This is a genomic window from Streptomyces sp. NBC_00631, assembly GCF_045206895.1.
Lineage (GTDB): Bacteria > Actinomycetota > Actinomycetes > Streptomycetales > Streptomycetaceae > Streptomyces.
The window spans coordinates 4,274,439-4,289,700 of record NZ_CP107734.1 but is presented as its reverse complement, the minus strand read 5'-3'; the positions used below and the strand labels follow the sequence as shown (position 1 = coordinate 4,289,700).

General features: G+C 71.3%; 14 protein-coding genes and 1 pseudogene. 9 read left to right on the top strand and 6 right to left on the bottom strand.

Annotated elements, in window-relative coordinates; translation table 11 throughout:
* Window positions 1-2: 2 nt before the first annotated feature.
* Window positions 3-938: a GNAT family N-acetyltransferase gene (locus tag OHB00_RS19675; protein WP_406436199.1), complete on the bottom strand. Its 936-nt coding sequence runs from the start codon at window positions 936-938 to the stop codon at window positions 3-5.
* 392 nt (window positions 939-1,330) lie between these two features.
* Between OHB00_RS19675 and OHB00_RS19670 the strand changes: the two genes are divergently transcribed.
* Together OHB00_RS19670 and OHB00_RS19665 are read left to right on the top strand one after the other, a co-directional pair.
* A complete protein-coding gene (locus OHB00_RS19670; protein ID WP_406436198.1) occupies window positions 1,331-1,714 on the top strand; it encodes a hypothetical protein in 384 nt (127 codons plus the stop codon).
* 107 nt (window positions 1,715-1,821) lie between these two features.
* Window positions 1,822-3,072, top strand: coding sequence for an FAD-dependent monooxygenase (locus OHB00_RS19665; RefSeq protein WP_406436197.1), 1,251 nt, complete (start codon window positions 1,822-1,824; stop codon window positions 3,070-3,072).
* A 394-nt stretch (window positions 3,073-3,466) separates the two neighbouring features.
* Here OHB00_RS19665 and OHB00_RS19660 read toward each other — a convergent pair whose 3' ends face one another.
* Complete coding sequence (locus OHB00_RS19660; RefSeq protein WP_406436196.1) at window positions 3,467-4,513, bottom strand: LacI family DNA-binding transcriptional regulator; 1,047 nt, start codon at window positions 4,511-4,513, stop codon at window positions 3,467-3,469.
* Window positions 4,514-4,752: 239 nt separating this feature from the next.
* On the opposite strand from OHB00_RS19660, the gene OHB00_RS19655 reads away from it, so the two are divergent.
* From OHB00_RS19655 to OHB00_RS19635, 5 genes are all read left to right on the top strand, one after another.
* Window positions 4,753-5,910 carry a Gfo/Idh/MocA family protein gene (locus tag OHB00_RS19655; protein WP_406436195.1) on the top strand — a complete coding sequence of 386 codons (1,158 nt, stop codon included), beginning with the start codon at window positions 4,753-4,755 and terminating at the stop codon, window positions 5,908-5,910.
* A complete protein-coding gene (locus tag OHB00_RS19650) occupies window positions 5,907-7,058 on the top strand; it encodes a dihydrodipicolinate synthase family protein (protein WP_406436194.1) in 1,152 nt (383 codons plus the stop codon). Before OHB00_RS19655 ends, OHB00_RS19650 begins: the two co-directional genes overlap by 4 nt.
* Window positions 7,059-7,090: 32 nt before the next feature.
* Window positions 7,091-7,891 carry a sugar phosphate isomerase/epimerase family protein gene (locus tag OHB00_RS19645; protein ID WP_406445880.1) on the top strand — a complete coding sequence of 267 codons (801 nt, stop codon included), beginning with the start codon at window positions 7,091-7,093 and terminating at the stop codon, window positions 7,889-7,891.
* A 90-nt stretch (window positions 7,892-7,981) separates the two neighbouring features.
* Window positions 7,982-9,382: an AAA family ATPase gene (locus tag OHB00_RS19640; protein ID WP_406436193.1), complete on the top strand. Its 1,401-nt coding sequence runs from the start codon at window positions 7,982-7,984 to the stop codon at window positions 9,380-9,382.
* Entirely contained in the window at window positions 9,379-10,140 is a 762-nt protein-coding gene (locus OHB00_RS19635) for an HNH endonuclease (protein WP_406436192.1), read from the top strand. The genes OHB00_RS19640 and OHB00_RS19635 overlap by 4 nt, the downstream gene beginning before the upstream one ends.
* Here the strand turns inward: OHB00_RS19635 and OHB00_RS19630 are convergent.
* A pseudogene (locus OHB00_RS19630) lies at window positions 10,130-10,291 on the bottom strand (DUF397 domain-containing protein); the annotation flags it as partial. The gene OHB00_RS19635 and the pseudogene OHB00_RS19630 sit on opposite strands and share 11 nt — an antisense overlap.
* Window positions 10,292-10,471: 180 nt before the next feature.
* On the opposite strand from OHB00_RS19630, the gene OHB00_RS19625 reads away from it, so the two are divergent.
* Both OHB00_RS19625 and OHB00_RS19620 read left to right on the top strand, forming a co-directional pair.
* Window positions 10,472-11,563, top strand: a complete 1,092-nt coding sequence (locus OHB00_RS19625) for a MerR family transcriptional regulator (RefSeq protein WP_406436191.1) — start codon at window positions 10,472-10,474, stop codon at window positions 11,561-11,563.
* 213 nt (window positions 11,564-11,776) lie between these two features.
* A complete protein-coding gene (locus tag OHB00_RS19620) occupies window positions 11,777-12,130 on the top strand; it encodes a hypothetical protein (RefSeq protein WP_406445879.1) in 354 nt (117 codons plus the stop codon).
* A gap of 294 nt (window positions 12,131-12,424) precedes the next feature.
* On the opposite strand, the gene OHB00_RS19615 is transcribed toward OHB00_RS19620, so the two are convergent.
* The 3 genes from OHB00_RS19615 to OHB00_RS19605 form a co-directional block, all read right to left on the bottom strand.
* Complete coding sequence (locus OHB00_RS19615) at window positions 12,425-13,492, bottom strand: DUF5937 family protein (RefSeq protein WP_406436190.1); 1,068 nt, start codon at window positions 13,490-13,492, stop codon at window positions 12,425-12,427.
* 357 nt (window positions 13,493-13,849) lie between these two features.
* Complete coding sequence (rbsD, locus tag OHB00_RS19610) at window positions 13,850-14,239, bottom strand: D-ribose pyranase (protein ID WP_406436189.1); 390 nt, start codon at window positions 14,237-14,239, stop codon at window positions 13,850-13,852.
* Window positions 14,236-15,249 carry a ribokinase gene (locus tag OHB00_RS19605; protein ID WP_406436188.1) on the bottom strand — a complete coding sequence of 338 codons (1,014 nt, stop codon included), beginning with the start codon at window positions 15,247-15,249 and terminating at the stop codon, window positions 14,236-14,238. Before OHB00_RS19605 ends, rbsD begins: the two co-directional genes overlap by 4 nt.
* Window positions 15,250-15,262: the final 13 nt, after the last annotated feature.

The window sequence follows — 15,262 nt, the reverse complement described above, 5'->3', positions numbered from 1 at the left end:
TCTCACTCACCGGTCGCGTGCAGGTCCAGCCGCCAGTCCTGGCCGACCAGGTCCTTGCCGAAGGAGCGGTGCGGTTTCTCGGCGGTGAGGACGAAGCCGTGCCGCTGGTAGATGCGGCGGGCGGCGGACAGCACGTCGTTGGTCCACAGGACCAGGTCGCGGTAGCCGACCCCGCGTGCGAAGCCGGTCACGGCGGTGACCAGCCGGTCGCCGATACCGAGACCGCGGGCCTCCGGCTCGACGAGCAGCAGTCGCAGGCGTGCGGTGCCCGGGGCGTCGTCCCGTACGCACATCACGCAGCCCACCGGCCGCCCGGCCCACTCGGCGATCCAGGTCCGCTCCAGGTGCGGGTCGTGGTCCTCCGCGTAGTCGGCGACGATCCGGGCGACGAGACCCTCGTAGTCGGCGTTCCAGCCGTACTCGGCCGCGTACAGGGCGGCGTTGCGCTGCACGATCCAGCCCAGGTCACCGGGGTGCGGCTCGCGCAGCACGACCTCGGTGGAGCCGGCCGGGGGGTGCCCGTCGCCGAGGATCGTGCGGATGGTTCGCATCGCCTCGGCGAGGCGGGGCAGCTCGCCCGGGTCGACGGCGCCCAGCAGCGAGCCGACCGATTCGCGGGCCCGCTCGTCCAGCAGGTCGGCGGCGGCCCGGCCGCCCGGGGTCAGGGACACGCGCCGCCGCCGCGGATCCTTCTCGGAGGGCGCGCGCTCGATCAGCCCGGCCTCCTCGAACTTGTTGAGGATCCGGCTCAAGTACCCGGCGTCCAGGGCGAGATCGGACCGCAGGTCGGCCGCGTCGGTGTCGGCGGAGTGCGCCAGTTCGTACAGGACGCGGGCCTCGGTGAGGGTGTACGGGGCGTAGAGGTGGCGGCCGTAGTCGAGGGCGCCGATGAGGTTGGTGTAGAAGCGGTTGAAGGCACGGACGTCCTGGACGGTCATGGCTGGACCCCGATGGTTGACTGAGTCAGAGATGCCGTGCCCCGAGGCTATCCCGCCACCCCGTCCGGCCGGAAGGTGCCGGCCCGAACGGCGGCCCCGCGGGCTTTACTTGTTCTTTTTGTCTGGCCCTGGTCCTGCTTTTGACTTCGTCGCGCCTGCGCCGTAGGTTTATACACGAACGTCACTTATGTCCGTTTCAACCAGGACGTGACGTGGTCCGCCGGAGAGCCCGGACGGTGCGGAGAGGACATGACATCGCGGGCGGCGGACGTGCTCGGAGCTGCGCGCAGGCTCTGGAGCGCACGCAGGGCGGCCGGCCCCCTCACGCGGCGGCCGCCGTACACACCCACACCCTCGGAGAGGGGCGAGACATGCGCGCGCACACCACACGTATGAAGAGGGTCGCCATCGCTGCGATCTCGGCACCCATCCTGGCGCTGGCCGCGGGAGCCGGAGTCGCCAGCGCGGCCACCAGCTCTGCGCCGGACCACGTCGCCACCTACCAGGATGACGGTGGCGGCCACGGCGGCGGCGGCGGCGGCCACGGCGGTGGCGGCGGCTACGGCGGTGGCGGCCATGGCGGCGGCTACGGCGGAGGCGGCCATGGCGGCGGCTACGGCGGCGGCGACCGCGGTGGCTACGGCGGTGGCGGCTATGGCGGCGGCTACGGCGGAGGTCACCACGGCGGCTGGGGCGACGACTACGGCTGGGGCGGTGGCCACGGCGGCTGGGGCGACGACGACGGTGGCTGGGGCGGAGGTGGCTGGGGAGACTAGCCAGGCCGCAGCGTCTGACGCTACCTGACAGCAAAGGGTGGATCCGGGTGCCCGTCCTTCGGGCACCCGGACCCGTGCATCGAAAGACCCCTGGAGGCGGTGACCGGATGAGGATCGTCTGTGTGGGCGGAGGCCCGGCCGGCCTGTACTTCTCGATCTCGGCGAAACTGCGGGACGCCGGGCACGAGATCGTCGTTCTGGAGGCGGACCCGCCCGAGGCCACCTACGGCTGGGGCGTCGTCTACTGGAACGACCTGCTGGACATCCTGCACCGCAACGACCCCGAGAGCGCCCGCGAGGTCAGCGCCGGCTCGGTGCTCTGGCAGCAGCAGGACATCCGCGTGCACGGGAACCACCACGACGGCACCGCGTACTTCGGCGGCTACGGCTACAGCATGGGCCGCGCCGCCCTCCTCGGCGTCCTGACCCGGCGCGCGAGGTCCCTCGGCGTGGACGTCCGGTACGGGGAACGCCTCGCCGACCCGGCCGGGCTGCCCGACGCCGACCTGGTCATCGCGGCCGACGGCGCGGGCAGCCGGATCCGCTCCGCCCGTGCCGAGCACTTCGGCACCCGACTGGAGACCGGCCGAAACCCCTTCATCTGGCTCGGTACGGACCGGCAGTTCGACAGCTTCGTGTTCGCCTTCGAGGAGACCGAGGCGGGCTGGATCTGGTTCCACGCCTACCCGTCGTTCAAGGGTGTCAGTACGTGCATCGTGGAGTGCTCGCCGGAGACCTGGCAGGGCCTCGGCCTGGACGCGCTGGACGTGGAGGACGCCGTACCCCTGCTGGAGAAGATCTTCCACCGCCCGCTCGACGGCCACTCCCTGATCAGCAGGTCGCGCGGCGCACCGGCCAGGTGGCAGCGGTTCACGCACATCAGCAACCGGACCTGGGTCGACGACGGCGACGGCCGCCCCGTCGTACTGGCCGGCGACGCCGCGCACACCACCCACTTCACGCTGGGCTCCGGCACCCGGCTGGCGATGATCGACGCGATCGTGCTCTCCGAGGCACTCAAGCGCTTCCCGGATCCCCTGGTCGCGCTGCGCGAGTACGACAAGCGCCGCCGCGCGGAACTCCACCCCGTCCAGGCCGCGGCCCGCACCAGCATGGCCTGGTTCGAGCGGCTGGACGATCACCTGGACCGCGACCCGGTCGAATTCGCCTACGCGATGGCGGTCCGCCAGGGCGGCCACCAGTCCCCATGGCGCTACCAGTACCACCTCGCCACCCAGCTGACTCCGGTACGCAGGGCCCGCCGGGCCTACGACACGGGCGTGCGCTGGTACCGCGACCGCAAACGCGGCGAGGCACCCCTCCCCCTACTGACCCGCACCCTCCCGCACGACGCCTGAGGGGCGCGGGGAACTGCGTGAACAGCCACGACGAGCCCCGCACCCGGCCGAGTCGCGCAGCTCCCACGGTGCTCCGCCGTGCTTGAGGGGCGCGGGGAACTGCGTGAACAGCCACGACGAGCCTCGCACCCGGCCGAGTCGCGCAGCTCCCACGGTGCTCTGCCGTGCTTGAGGGGCGCGGGGAACTGCGTGAACAGCCACGACGAATCCCGCACCCGGCCGAGTCGCGCGGCCCTCACGGTGCTCCGCCGTGCTTGAGGGGCGCGGGGAACTGCGTGAACAGCCACGACGAGCCCCGCACCCGGCCGAATCGCGCGGCCCTCACGGCGCTCCGCCGCGCCGTCGGGATGAGCGGGGGCACCTGAGCCGCGCCCCCGGCGTCGGGTCCGCCCGGTCAGGTGCGTGGCACGCCCGAGGACCCCCGCACCATCAGCTCTCCCCGCACCGTCGCGATCCCGCCCGGCGGCGGCTCCTCACGGCCCATGGCGATACGGCCGGCCCTCGCCCCCGCCTCGGCCAGCGGCAGCCGCACCGTCGTCAGCGACGGCACCGCGTCGATGCTGAACGGCAGGTCGTCGAAGCCGGCCACCGACACGTCCACCGGGATCCGCAGCCCCGACTCCCGCAGCGCCGCGCACGCGCCCAGCGCCACCGAGTCGTTCGCGGCCACCACCGCGGTCAGCGTCGGGTCCCTGCGCAGCAGTTCGAGCGTCGCCTCGTACCCCGCCCGCCGGTCGTACCGCCCGTGCACGGTCCAGCGCGGGTCCTCCTCGATCCCCGCGTCGGCCAGCGCGGCCCGGTGGCCCTCCAGCCGGTGCCGGGTGGTCGTCCGCTCCTCGGGGCCGGCGATGTAGCCCAGCCGCCGGTGGCCGAGCCCGATCAGGTGCTCGGTGAGCTGCCTGCCGCCGCCGCGGTTGTCGAAGGTCAGCGCCACCGCGTCGGTGTCCGGCGCCGGCGGCCGCCCGCACAGCACCACCCGGGTCCCGGCGTCCGCCAGCTTCCGCAGCTTCGCCGCCACCGCCGCCGCGTGCGGCGCGTTCTCCATCGCCCCGCCGGTCAGTATCACCGCCGCCGCCCGCTGCCGCTGCAGCAGAGTCAGGTACGTCAGCTCCCGCTCCGGCGACCCGCCGGTGTTGCACACCACCGCCAGCCGCTCGCCGCCCGCGCGCCCGCCCGGCCCGCCGATCTCGGCCTGGATCGCGCTCGCCATGATCCCGAAGAACGGGTCGGCGATGTCGTTGACCAGGATGCCCACCAGGTCGGAGGTGGCCGCCGCGAGCGCGCTCGCCGGCCCGTTGAGGACGTAGTCCAGCTCGTCCACCGCCCGCAGCACCCGCTCCCGCGTGGACGCCGCCACGGGGTAGTTGCCGTTCAGTACGCGCGACACCGTCGCGGGCGAGACCTGGGCGCGGGCTGCCACGTCCGCCAGGGTCACCGTCATCTCGTCGTCCTCCGGTCGCGCATCTCGTCGTACGCCGTCGTACACAGGCTGATTGACAGCCGTCTCATAGGAAGCCCCCTTGCCGTGCAGACCATAAGGCCATTCACTCCTGTTGTTCGCCCCCTCGAACAACTCGACCCCATCACGGTCTTGTACAGACCAGGGTTCAAAGGCTAGCTTCTGACCATATAGAAAGCGCTTGCTGCGTTGCTGAGACGCACGCGGACGAAGGGAAACACGTGAACCGCAAGACGGTGCGTATCGCCATGAACGGCGTCACCGGGCGCATGGGCTACCGCCAGCACCTCGTCCGCTCGATCCTCGCCCTGCGCGAGCAGGGCGGACTCGACCTCGGTGACGGCACGGTGCTCTGGCCGGAACCGGTCCTCGTCGGCCGCCGCGAGCACGCGCTCCGCGAGATCGCCGACCGCCACGGCCTGTCCGACGACCACATCTCCACGGACCTGTCGGCCGTCCTCGCCGACCCCACCATCGACATCTACTTCGACGCGCAGGTCACCTCCGCCCGCGAGGAGGCCCTCAGGCAGGCCATCGCCGCCGGAAAGCACATCTACACCGAGAAGCCGACGGCGACCGGCCTGGAGGGCGCCCTGGAGCTGGCCCGGCTCGCGCACGCCAAGGGCATCAAGCACGGAGTGGTCCAGGACAAGCTCTTCCTGCCCGGCCTGCTGAAGCTGAAGCGGCTCATCGACGGCGGCTTCTTCGGCCGGATCCTCTCCGTCCGCGGCGAGTTCGGCTACTGGGTCTTCGAGGGCGACTGGCAGGAGGCGCAGCGGCCCTCCTGGAACTACCGCGCGGAGGACGGCGGCGGCATCGTCGTCGACATGTTCCCGCACTGGGAGTACGTCCTGCACGAGCTGTTCGGCCGCGTGCAGTCCGTCCAGGCCCTCATCACCACCCACATCCCGCAGCGCTGGGACGAGGGCGGCAAGCCCTACGACGCCACCGCCGACGACGCCGCCTACGGCATCTTCGAGCTCGACGGCGGCGCCATCGCCCAGATCAACTCCTCCTGGGCGGTCCGCGTCAACCGTGACGAACTGGTCGAGTTCCAGGTGGACGGCACCGAAGGCTCAGCGGTCGCCGGCCTGCGAAACTGCCGTGTCCAGCACCGCAGCGCGACCCCCAAGCCGGTCTGGAACCCGGACATCCCGGCCACCTACGCCTTCCGCGAGCAGTGGCAGGAGATCCCCGACAACACCGAGTTCGACAACGGCTTCAAGGCCCAGTGGGAGCTGTTCCTCAGGCACGTCTACGCCGACGCCCCCTACCACTGGGACCTGCTGGCCGGCGCCCGCGGCGTGCAGCTCGCCGAGCTGGGCCTGCAGTCGTCGGCACAGGGCCGCCGCATCGAGGTACCGGAGATCGCGCTGTGACCATCCATCTCCCCGACTCCGCAGGGGGCCTGAGGGCGTACGAGCCGCGCACCGAGCCGCTCGCCGTCACCCCCGGCACCCCCTTCACCTCCCGTACGGTCTTCTCGGCGGCGCACGTCGTCGCCGACCCGTTCGCGGACACGAACCCCGACTCGCCGGCCGCCGTCGACTGGGACGCCACCCTCGCCTTCCGCCGCCACCTGTGGTCGCACGGCCTGGGGGTCGCCGAGGCGATGGACACCGCCCAGCGCGGCATGGGCCTGGACTGGGCGGGCGCGGCCGAGCTGATCCGGCGCAGCGCCGCCGAGGCGCGTGCCGTCGGCGGCCGGATCGCCTGCGGGGTCGGCACCGACCAGATCGCGGGCGGTTCCCTGGCCGAGGTCAGGGCCGCCTACGAGGAGCAGCTCGCGCTCGTGGAGGAGTCCGGCGCCCAGGCCATCCTGATGGCCTCCCGGGCGCTCGCCGCCACGGCCGCCGGCCCCGAGGACTACCTCGAGGTCTACGGCCACCTCCTGCGCCAGGCCGCCGAGCCGGTGGTCCTGCACTGGCTCGGCCCGATGTTCGACCCGGCGCTGGAGGGCTACTGGGGCTCGTCCGACCTGGACGCGGCCACCGACACCTTCCTGGAGGTCATCGCCGCCCACCCCGACAAGGTCGACGGCATCAAGGTCTCCCTGCTCGACGCGCAACGCGAGATCGACCTGCGCCGCCGCCTGCCGCAGGGCGTCCGCTGCTACACCGGCGACGACTTCAACTACCCCGAGCTGATCGCGGGGGACGAGCAGGGCTTCAGTCACGCCCTGCTCGGCATCTTCGACCCGCTGGGGCCGCTGGCTGCGGAGGCGGTCCGGATCCTGGACACCGGGGACACGGCGGGCTTCCGCGGCCTCCTGGACCCCACCGTGGCGCTCTCCCGGCACCTCTTCCAGACCCCCACCCGCTTCTACAAGACGGGCGTGGTCTTCCTGGCCTGGCTGGCCGGCCACCAGGCCCACTTCACCATGGTCGGCGGCCTGCAGTCGGCCCGCTCCCTGCCGCACTTCGCGCGCGCCTACGAACTCGCCGACGGCCTGGGCCTGTTCCCGGACCCGAAGCTGGCCGAGGACCGTATGAAGACCCTCCTCGCCCTGTACGGAGTCAGCCAGTGACCGGCGACCTGTCCCGCTTCTCGATCAACCAGATGACCGTCAAGCAGCTGTCGATGCCCGAACTGGTCGACGCCTGCGTTGAGTTGGGCGTCCCTGGTGTGGGCCTGTGGCGCGAGCCGGTGCAGTCGTACGGCGTCGACGCGACCGCCAAGCTGGTCCGCGAGGCCGGCCTGGCCGTCACGACCCTGTGCCGGGGCGGCTTCTTCACGGCGATCGACCCGGACGAGCGGGCCGCCGCCCTCGCCGACAACCGGCGGGCGGTCGAGGAGGCCGCCACCCTCGGCACGGACACCCTGGTCCTGGTCTCCGGCGGCCTGCCGGCCGGCTCCAAGGACCTGCACGGAGCCCGTGAACGCATCGCCGACGCACTCGCCGGACTCGGCCCCTACGCCGAACAGCACGGGGTGAAGCTGGCCATCGAACCCCTCCACCCCATGTTCGCCTCCGACCGCTGCGTGGTCTCCACCCTCACCCAGGCCCTGGACCTCGCGGAACGCTTCCCGGCCCACCAGGTCGGCGTCACCGTCGACACGTACCACATCTGGTGGGACGACCAGGCGCCGGCGCAGATCGCGCGGGCCGGCGCGGGCGGCCGTATCCACACCTTCCAGCTCGCCGACTGGACCACCCCGCTGCCGGAGGGCGTCCTCAACGGCCGCGGCCAGATCGGCGACGGCGCGATCGACATGCGCGAGTGGAAGGGGTACGTGGAGGCGGCCGGTTACACCGGTCCCATCGAGGTCGAGCTGTTCAACGACGCACTGTGGGCGCGGGACGGGCGGGAGGTGCTGGCGGAGACGGCGGCGCGGTTCCTGGCGCACACGGCGGACTGAGGGGTCGGTGGCCTGCCCGCATCCTGTGATGACGGGCAGGCCACGCCTCTAAGATCGGGGCGACACCCGAACGAACGGACGCCGACGACCATGTACGTCAGCCGGATCATCGTGAAGGACATCAAGTCCTTCTACGGCCCTCGCGAAGTCGACCTCACGCTGACCCGCCCCGACGGAAGTCACGCCGGGTGGACGGTGCTCGCGGGGCGCAACGGCTCGGGCAAGACGACGCTGCTGAGGGCCATGGCGCTGGCGCTGACCGGGCCGGCGGTGGCCCGCAGTCTGGTGCCTCAGTTCGAGAACTGGGTGACGGAAGAGCGTACGGCAGGTCAGGTCGAGGTCGAGATCAGCCGTGACACGCAGCACGACCGGTTCTCGCAGGGTCGCCCGCCCGCCCATGACTTCCGGGCCGGGCTTCGCTGGAAGACACCCCGTGACGGCTTCGCCGGTCGCGTTCCGGTCCGCCGGGGCGTCCAGTCCGGGCTGGACGAGATCAGGTACACCAAGGCGCAGACGAGCATCGCCCGCCGTGGTCCCTGGGCGGACAATCCCGCGGGCTGGTTCTCCGCGGCCTACGGGCCGTTCCGGCGGATGGCCGGCGGCTCGGGCGAGGTGCAGCGGCTGATGCTGGCCTCCGGGCCCGTCGCCAGGCACACGAGCCTCTTCCATGAGGACGCCTCACTCGCCGAAGGCGTCGCCTGGCTGATCGAACAGCATCTGCGTGCGCTGGAAGGCAGAGGGGGCGCCCGGGGACTGAAGACGTTCGCACTGGCGCTGCTCGGAGACGGACTGCTGCCGGACGGGTACCGGATCGACGACGTCGACTCCGAGGGTCTGTGGGTCGAGCGGCACGACAGCCGCTTCCCGCTGCGGGAGATGAGTGACGGGTTCCGTACGGTGGCGGCGCTCGTCGTCGACATCCTCAAGCAGCTGCACGACGTGTTCGGCGACGACCTGTGGGAGTCCGGTCCACGGGAGGCCAGAGGCGGGTCGATCGCGCTGATGACACCCGGCGTCGTCATCATCGACGAGATCGACGCCCACCTGCACGTGTCCTGGCAGCGCCGGATCGGCCCCTGGCTGACCGCCCACTTCCCGCGCATCCAGTTCATCGTCACCACGCACAGTCCCTACATCTGCCAGGCGGCCGACCCCGGCGGCCTCGTCAGGCTGCCCGGCGTGGACGAGGCCCGTCCACCCGAGGTCATCGAACAGGACCTGTACGACCGGGTGGTGTACGGCAGCGGCGACGACGCCGTCCTCTCCGACCTCTTCGGTCTCGACACGCCCTACTCCGAGCGGGCCGAGCAGGCGAGGTCCGAGTTCGTGGAGCTGGAGGCGGAGATCTACGACGGGGCCCCGTCGGCTGAGTCCCTCGCCCGCTACCGGGAACTCAAGGAGCGGCTTGCCAGCTCGCCGTCGGCCCGTGTGGACGAGGTGGGTACGCACCTCCGGCGGATCGCGGAGGAGATCAAGGGCGAAGCGGAGTGATCCGGCTTCGGCGTGCCGTCCTGCCGGCGGCCGCGGCGGAACGACTGAGGGACTACACCGACGACATCCGGCAGCGGGCCTCGGAGCAGGAACGCAAGGACAGGGCGAAGGAACTCTGGGAGAACCGTCGGCGGGTCCGCCCCGCACTTCTCATGGGGCTCGCGGAGATGGCACCCGGCCACGAACGCTGTATGTACTGCGGTGACGGCCAGGGCACGGACATCGACCACTTCGAGCCGAAGAGTCTGGCTCCGCTGCGTACCTTCGACTGGCTCAACCATCTGCTCGCCTGCTCGTTCTGCAACAGCAACCAGAAGCGGCACCTCTTCCCCACCGCGGCCGACGGCAGCCCCCTGCTCGTCGACCCGACGGCCGAGGACCCCTTGGACCACCTGCGGCTGGTGCTCCCGCTCGGAACGTACCGGGGCCTGACCGACCGGGGACGGGCCTGCATCGAGGTGTTCGGCCTCAACGAAAGAGCGGTCCTGGTCAAGGGACGCATGGACGCCTACTGGACGGCCAGGGATTCCATCGAGCTGTGGCGCACAGCCATGGACAAGGGAGACGGTGACAAGGCGAAGCGGATCGTCCGGGTCGCCTGGAACCGCCCTCTCATCGATGTACTGGTCGCCATGTTCCACCAGTCCGGCCATCCGGCGGCCGATGCCCTGTTCGTGGGCGAGGAGGAGGTTCTCGACCTCCTCCGCGATCCCGGACTGCGCTCCGCGTTCCTGCACTTCCGGGGTGTCAGCTACTGAAACGCCCGTCCCGCACGGCCCCTACGAAGGCGGCCCGGCCGTCGGACGAGAAGATCAGCGCCGGGCCGGTGGACCCGGCCTTGCTGTCTCGGACGGGTACGACGGCGTGGCCACGGGCTACTTCGAGGCATTCCCCCTGGTCGCCGCCGCTGTAGCTGGACTTGTATCACCCGGTGAGGGCGGACGCGTCGAAGCCGGTGTGCTCACTGCTGGCCACGTACGTGAGTCGCTGAGAGACGTCAAGCGTGTCGCCGGCAGCCGCGGTGCACGGTTGCCGTCCGGTTGACCCTCGACCTTGTGCAGGGCCCAGAGTGCCGGTGTGGAGAACGACATGCGCAGCATCGGGGAGATGGCCCGCGACAGCGGTCTGGGCGTGAGTGCCCTGCGGTTCTATGACCGTGCCGGTGTGCTGGTCCCCGCCTGGGTGGATCCGGTGAGCGGGTACCGCTGGTATGAGCCGGGGCAGCTGGAGGAGGCCCGGCTGCTGGCCTGCCTGCGCCGGGCCGGGATGCCGCTGGCGGACATCCGGCTGGTGCTGGCCGGCTGGTCCGGCCCGGACACCGATCTGGTCCGGAAGCTGCTCGGGGCGCACCTGCGCCGTCTCGAACAGGGGCTGTCCGATGCCCGCGGTGAGTTCTCCGCGCTCCGAGTACTACTCGATCACCGGGAGAACGCCATGACCTCAGTCCGCATCGCCGCCGTCCGCCTGTCCGTCGCCGCTCCGGAGCTGGCAGCCGTGCTGGACACCGTTCGCTTCGCGGCGAGCACCGACCCCGAGCTGCCGATGCTCGGCGGGGTCCTGTTCGACATCGAGGGCGAGAGCCTGCACGCGGTGGCCACCGACCGGTACCGGATGGCGATCGCGCGTGCCGATGTCGCCGGGCACGGCGGGGACCGCGTGCAGGTCATCGTGCCCACTCCGCTCGCCGACGCGATGCGTGCGCTGTTGGACGGCGAGGGACCGGCGCGACTCCTTCTCGACGGTGACCGCGTGACGCTGGAGGCCGGGGACCGGCAGGCGGCCGGCCGGTGCCCCGACCACGACTTTCCCGACTACCGCCGTCTCCTGCCCCAGCCAGGCGGACGCCGTGCCGTCGTCGAGGTGGCGGCCTTCCGGGAGGCTCTGGAGACTGGTCCGGTCCGCTCCGCAGAGGCCGGGGCACCCGATCTCAGCGTGCTCAGGGTGGAGGACGACGGCACGGTGACCCTCTGCGCCGATGCCGATGCCGATGCCGATGCCGATGCCGACGACGACCCGGACCGCGTCGCCGTCAACCGTGAGTTCCTGCTGGCGGCGCTGGCCGCCGGGGCCCGCGACCGACTGGTTCTGGAGTTCGGCGCGCCCACCGCGCCGATCGCGATCCGCCGCCCCGACGACGAGAGCGCCTTCTCGCTCCTGATGCCGGTCCGGCTGGAGAACTGACGGCACACAGGTCTTTTTTATATTCCCTGTTCACGGTCGGCTCCTCTTTTCAATTTGCTGTGCTTCACCTGTTGGTTCGGGTTTTTTCCATTGGGCTGGAACCGCGTCCTGCCTGCTCGTGTCTATAGGATTCGAGTCATCCGCAAGGGTGAGCAAATGACCCGGGATTGCGGGTGGAAAAGGTAATTGAAAACCAAGGAGTTCTCTGTGAACATGCGTATCGCCGCCGTTGCCGCGGCCTCCGCCGCGCTCGTCGCCGCCGGTGCCACCGCCGCCGTCGCCGCCCCGGCGGCGCCGGCTCCCTCGATCACCCTCAAGGCCGGCGCCGGCACCGTCAGGCCGGGCGATGTCGTGACCTTCACCGGCAAGGTCGACGGCGTCAAGGAGGGCAGCAAGGTGACCCTCCAGGTCAAGGACGGCAAGAAGTGGGTGTCGCTGCCCGCGACGGCGAAGGTCTCCAAGGCGGCCTACAAGCTCACCGACAAGTTCGACAAGAAGGGCGTCGAGGTCCTGCGCGTCAAGGACGGCAGCGCCGTCTCCAAGAGCGTGTCGGTCACGGTCCGCTGAATCCGGCCGCGACGCGCCGGAGCTGAACACGTCGGTTTCTCCTGACCGACAGCCCTGAGATCCTGCCCCACCCCGTCCGATCCGGGGTGGGGCAGGTGCCGTCGGTGCGCGTGAGCGCCCGCCGAATCCTATGGATCCTATGGGTCACCTGTCTTCCGCGACTGCCTTGGATTGTCCTTGATCGACGCGATCGCGGCAGCCGGGCCCCGGCCGCGGCGACGGGCCGCGATCCCCGGCGAAGAAATCTTGGTCAGGTGTACAACCCTCCGCCCACCTCGCCTGTCATACGTGGCATCAGGACTTTCGGAGGGGGATCCGGGGGGATCGCGGGGGTTCTGACACGGAGGGGAAAGCCGAGGGGGTTCGGTCGACGGACCGGGCCCCCTCGAAACATGCCTCGCCCAGCAGGGCGGCTCCGAGTGGGGTCAGGGTGTGCAGCACGGTGTTGGCGTGGCGGTGGCTGGTGATCAGGCCCGCGTCCCGCAGTACGGCCGTGTGATGGCTTGCCGTCGTAGGTGTCACTCCGGCCCGGCGGGCGGCCTCGGTGGTGGTGGATCCGGTCGCGCTGGCTCTCAGGATGGCGGCGCGGGTGGGGCCGAGCAGCATGTTCAGCGGTGGGGAGCCGGCGTGCGAGGTCTTCGCCGGTAGGTGCTGGAGGGGGTAGAGCAGAACGGGCGGGAGCCCGGGGTCGGCCAGGGCGATGGGCGTGTGCCAGCAGAAGTGGGAGGGGATCAGGAGCAGCCCCTGCCCGTCGAGGTGGACGTCGCGGTGGTCCGGATACGGATCGATCTCCAGGACCGGTGGCCGCCAGCGGATCGTGGAGCACAGGCTGGTGAGCAGACCCTCGGTCCCGGCGTGGAACAGGGTGTGGGCGTGCCGGGCCCGTTCGGCGTGCAGACGTTCCTGGATGCGCTCCTCGTGAGGGGCGATCACGGCACGGTGGTAGGCGCGCAGGGCGTCCACGAGTTGTTCGCGCAGCCCGCGTTCGGTGATCCGGTGGGTCCAGGCCGGGGCACCGACGGCCCGGGTGAGCATGCCGACCTCGCCCACGATCCGCTCCCGCGGCGTCGCCAGGACGGCGTCCAGTCCGGCGTCCAGTCCCTGGGCGCCCTCCGGTGGCGTCAGGAAGTCGGGGAAGTAGCTGGCGCGCGGGAAGAGTGGCAGCAGGAAGGTCCTCACCGTCCGTTCGAGCCCGTTCTGGCGCAACGCGGCACGCGCGGTACGGAACCAGGGCGCGTAGGCCCAGCGGCCTTCGCGGGTCTGGAGCCGATGCAGACTGACCGCGATCTCCCACAGCGCATGCGGCTCGGTCGCCACTCTGACCTTGGTGAGGTCCTCGGACGTGAAATGAAAGCGGAGCATCCGTTTCTCCGTGCGCCTCCGTTGGCGACCTGTGACATGTCAGTGCACTCGCATGAGGATGACAGTGACATGCTCGGTCGGAAACATGGATTTTCGCCAGCCATAGGCGCGTTGGCACTGTCCACGAGAAGGGGCACGGAACGTCCTCGTACGACTGGGTCGTTCTCTACACCGGTGCGAACTACACCGGTACCACCTGCTACTTCATCGCGCAGCACGGCGATACCTGGTCGAACCTCAACGTCAAGTTCCGCTCGCACCGCTGGTCGTCTATCTGCTGACGGGCGGATGACGGATCGGAGGGTCCCGGAGTGCCGGGACACGCCGATCTGTGCTGCTCCCCACGGGGGCGGACTCCTAGAAGAACACCCCGCACCGCAGTAGCACGTTCGCGTACGGCCGGGCCTCCCCGGTCCGTACGACCAGCCGCGCCTGAGCCGACAGCTCCTTCAGCCGCTCGTGCGGGACCAGCGCCAGGTCGGGGAAGTGCCCGTCCAGCAGCGTGGCGGCGGCCGGGTTGGCCCCGCGTATCTCCGTCGCCGCCGTCGCGCCCTCCACCACCAGCTCCGCCAGCAGCCCCTCCAGCACCTCGGCGAAGGACGGCACCCCGGCCCGGAACGCCAGGTCCACGACCCGCGGTCCCTTCGGGATCGGCATCCCGGCGTCGCAGATCAGCACCCCGTGCCCGTGCCCCAACTCGGCGAGCGCACCCGCGAGATGACGATTGAGGATCCCCGCCCTCTTCACAGCATCCCGCCTCGCCCGCCAGACCCGGGCGCGCTGTCCGGCCCCCGGCCGGGGGTCCGGCCCGTGGCGGAGCCGCCGCCGGACGCGGCGTCCCCCGGGACAGCACAGCACAGCGCGTCGACCTCCGCCGCCGTCGGGTACGACTCCTGCGCGCCCCGCCTCGTCACCGCCGCCGCCCCGACCCGCGCCGCGTACGCCGCGGCCCTGGCGAGCGACTCGCCCGCTCCGAGCCGTACCGCGAGGGCCGCCGTGAACGCGTCCCCGGCTCCCGTGGTGTCCACCGCGTCCACCTTCACGGACGGCACCGACTCGACGCCGTGCCCGTCGGCCACCAGCGCACCCTCCGCGCCCAGCGTCACCACCACCGACCGAGGGCCCTTGGCGAGCAGGAGCCGCGCCCAGTCGGCCGGTTCCTCGCTCACGCAGGCCTCGCCGAGGATCACCCGCGCCTCGTGCTCGTTCACGATCAGCGGGTCGCAGGCCGCCAGGACCTCGCCCGGAAGGGGCCGCGGCGGGGAGGGGTTGAGGACGAACCGGCTGCCGGGAGCGAGGTTCCGGACCACCTCCAGCACCGTCTCCGACGGGATCTCCAGCTGCGTGGACACCACCCGGGAGGCGTGGAAGAGACAGACCGCGGCCCGCACGTCCACCGGCGTGAGCCGGCCGTTCGCACCCGGGGAGACGACGATGCTGTTGTCGCCGGAAGGGTCCACGGTGATGAGGGCGACCCCCGTCGGGGCCCCGCCCACCAGCACGCCCACCGTGTCCACCCCGGCCGCCCGCTGCGAGTCGAGCAGCAGCCTGCCGTGCGCGTCGTCGCCGACCCGGGCCAGCAGGGCGGTACGGGCACCGAGGCGGGCGGCCGCGACCGCCTGGTTGGCGCCCTTGCCGCCGGGGTGCGTGGCGAGGTCGCCGCCGAGCACGGTCTCACCCGCGCCCGGCCGTCGCTCGACATCTATCACCAGGTCGGCGTTGGCCGAGCCCACGACCAGGAGGTCGTAGTCGTACATCAGATGACTCCCT